Genomic DNA, 3,451 nt, shown 5'->3' with positions numbered 1-3,451 from the left:
CTCCTAACTCTTAACTCAGCACTCAGCACTGTTTTGCCCCATGCCCAATGCCCCAATCCTTAAAATATGCCAAGTAAATATGCCTTAGCTGACTGAGACTGTCAGGATCAAAGAGTAAAGAGTAAAAGGCAATCTATTTTGACTTTTAACTTTCTCCTTTTGTTCAACTTCCACAACGGGAGGTTTAATCTTGACTAAATTGAAAGTTGGTATCAATGGCTTCGGTCGAATCGGACGACTTGTGCTTCGTGCTGGCATCGATAATCCCAATATTGAGTTTGTGGGCATTAACGACCTAGTACCACCAGATAACCTCGCTTATCTATTAAAGTACGATTCAACCCACGGTAAATTAAAGCAGAAGGTTGAAGCCAAGGAAGACGGCATTTTGATTGACGTACATTTCATTCCTTGTGTGTCAGTTAGGAATCCAGCAGAGTTACCTTGGGGAAAATTAGGTGCAGATTATGTCGTGGAAGCTACCGGACTCTTCACTGACTACGAAGGAGCTGCAAACCACCTGAAGGCAGGTGCAAAGCGAGTGGTAATCTCCGCTCCCACAAAAGATCCAGATAGAGTTACTACCCTGTTAATGGGTGTCAATCATCACCTATTTGACCCTAGCAAGGATATCATTGTTTCCAATGCTAGCTGCACTACAAACTGTCTAGCTCCCATAGCTAAGGTCATTAATGACAACTTTGGGTTGACTGAAGGGTTGATGACTACAGTCCATGCCATGACTGCCACTCAGCCAACTGTAGACGGCCCCAGCAAAAAAGACTGGCGGGGTGGTCGAGGTGCATCTCAAAATATTATTCCCTCCTCCACAGGCGCAGCGAAAGCCGTAGCACTGGTTTTACCAGAATTGAAGGGCAGGTTAACTGGGATGGCATTACGAGTTCCAACTCCCGATGTCTCTGTAGTTGATTTAACTTTCAAAACAGCCAAAGCCACCAGTTATCAGGAAATCCGTGCTGCTATGAAGGAGGCTGCCGCAGGTTCACTAAAGGGTATCTTGGGCTACACAGATGAAGAAGTAGTTTCTACAGATTTCCAAGGCGATACTCATTCCAGCATCTTCGACGCAGGTGCTGGGATTGAGTTGAATTCCAACTTCTTCAAGGTAATTGCTTGGTATGACAACGAGTGGGGCTACTCAAATCGCGTGATTGACCTGATGTTGTCTATGTCACAGAAGGAAAAACTCGCCCCGACAGCGGCTGTGGTTTGATTAGTCATTAGTCATTAGTCATTGGTCATTAGCTTTTGACTGCTGACTCTTGACTAGAGACTTTTGGGATTTGGGTCAAATGGTAAATACTCCGAAAATAAAACGGAATCTAGTATTTTTATTTAGCAAACCAGTGATATGAAGCACGTGTGAATTTGGATGCTTGGTGCGATGTCTACGACGGGCTACGCCTACGCTCAAACCATCCAAATTTGCAGGTTACTCCTCAACCCCTAATCCCTATGCGTCGAACCAAAATCATTTGTACTGTTGGGCCGGCTACATCTGCACCCGAAAAGCTGCAAGGCTTGGTAGAAGCTGGAATGAATGTGGCGCGGCTGAATTTTTCCCACGGGGCTTACGAATTCCATGCTCAAACTGCTCACTATCTCAGACAAATTAGCACTGAGCAGCAAAAGCCGATCGCAATTATGCAAGACCTGTGTGGTCCCAAGATTCGTTTGGGAACCTTACCACCAGAAGGGTTAAATTTAGAAGCTGGTACTGAAGTTACCTTTGTTTTGCAAGAAAAGGGTGAGAGTATTGACGAATTACCTCTACCATTGCCGACTCTGTTTGCAATGGTGCGACCAGGTGAACCAATTTTAATTAATGATGGTCGCGTCAAGTTAATTGTTACCGATCGCGATGCCGATCGCATTCGCGCCCAAGTGAAAACTGGCGGGTTAATTTCCACGCATAAAGGAGTAAACCTGCCACAAACTCCTTTACCTGTTAATTCCATCACCGAAAAAGACTTGCTGGATCTGCGCTTTGGGATTCAGTTGGGTGTAGATTGGGTAGCGGTGTCCTTCGTCCAATCGCCACAAGACTTAGAACCCGCCAGACGGATGATTGAAGCCGCCGGCGCTTCGATCCGCTTAATTGCCAAAATCGAAAGATCGGAGGCAGTAGAAAACTTTGACTCCATTCTGAAAGTTGCCGACGCGATTATGATTGCCCGTGGCGATTTAGGGGTGGAAGTGCCAATTCACGAAGTACCCCTAATTCAAAAAGATATTATTCGTCGTTGCAATCGTGCTGGCAAGCCGGTGATTACAGCCACCCAAATGCTAGAGTCGATGATTAGCGCCCCCGATCCCACCCGCGCCGAAGCAACCGATGTTGCCAACTCTATCTTGGATGGAACAGACGCAGTAATGCTTTCTGGTGAAACAGCTGTCGGACAATATCCCATCGCCGCAGTGCAGATGATGCACAACATCGCCGTGCGGACAGAACAAGCTCTCGATGAGGGTAGCAAACACGCTTGGTGTCATGAAGCAGGCAGTCTCAGCGTTACCGAATCTGTGGCAGAATCCGTCTGTCGCATCGCTTATGAAACAGGCTCACGGGCAATTCTCTGTAACACTTCATCAGGAAGTACGGCGAGAATGGTTTCTAAATATCGGCCGACTTCTCCCATTATTGCCCTAACCTCCGACATTACCGCTTACCGTCAGCTAGCACTTTCTTGGGGTGTAGAAGCTTTGCTGATCCCACCAGTCCACAATGCTGAAGAGATGTTTGCCAATGTGGTGAACACAGTTGTAGACATGGGTCTAGCGAATAAGGGCGATAAAGTAGTAATTACTTCTGGTGTTCCAATTGGTAAATCGGGCACAACTAGTTTAATCAAAGTGCATTCCATTGGACAGCCAATTTCGGCATAAGGCACTTAGAATAGGGCTGTGGCTGAAGATAGTAAGCAAAATTGGGCAATGATTAAGAAAAATTGCCAGAATCAGAATTGAAGGAACTGGAGACTGGGGACTCATGATTGGGGACTAAGGACTAGGGAGACAAGGAGATAAATAACTCTTAACTTCCCACTCAGAACTCAGCACTCAGCACTCAGCACTCATTTGGTAAGAACTGGGGAATAAGTAAATCCTAAACAAACATCACGGAGTATTTTATGTCTAAGAATTTACTGGAACAATTGCGACAAGTAACTGTTGTAGTCGCAGATACAGGGGATATCCAGGCAATTGAAAAGTTCAAACCCCAAGACGCTACCACCAATCCTTCGCTGATTACTGCTGCGGCGCAGATGCCAGAATATCAGGGAATTGTCGATCAAACTTTACTGCAAGCGAAGAAAGATGCTGGAGCCGGAGCCACCCAAGCACAGATAGTTTCTCTAGCTTTTGACCGTTTAGCAGTTGCCTTCGGATTAAAGATTTTGCAAATCAGTCCCGGTCGCGTGTCTACAGA

3 protein-coding genes are annotated in these 3,451 nt (G+C 46.1%); all 3 read left to right on the top strand.

Annotation, left to right across the window (positions count from 1 at the left end; translation table 11 throughout):
* Positions 1-190: 190 nt before the first annotated feature.
* Entirely contained in the window at positions 191-1,234 is a 1,044-nt protein-coding gene (gap, locus tag IQ229_RS19015) for a type I glyceraldehyde-3-phosphate dehydrogenase (protein ID WP_194046414.1), read from the top strand.
* Positions 1,235-1,476: 242 nt separating this feature from the next.
* Entirely contained in the window at positions 1,477-2,907 is a 1,431-nt protein-coding gene (gene pyk / locus IQ229_RS19010) for a pyruvate kinase (RefSeq protein WP_194046416.1), read from the top strand.
* A gap of 245 nt (positions 2,908-3,152) precedes the next feature.
* A partial coding sequence (locus IQ229_RS19005) for a transaldolase family protein (RefSeq protein ID WP_322744018.1) occupies positions 3,153-3,451 on the top strand: 299 nt, incomplete at its 3' end.

Origin of the sequence: Nostoc cf. edaphicum LEGE 07299 (assembly GCF_015207245.1) — a bacterium.
In the GTDB taxonomy this organism is placed as follows: Bacteria; Cyanobacteriota; Cyanobacteriia; order Cyanobacteriales; family Nostocaceae; genus Nostoc; species Nostoc edaphicum_B.
The sequence above is the reverse complement of the archived record's forward strand: the minus strand, read 5'-3'. Positions and strand labels throughout refer to the sequence as shown.

Coding starts and splice junctions, on each gene's coding strand:
- pyk (WP_194046416.1), top strand. CDS start 1,477: ATGCGTCGAACCAAAATCATTTGTACTGTTGGGCCGGCTACATCTGCA.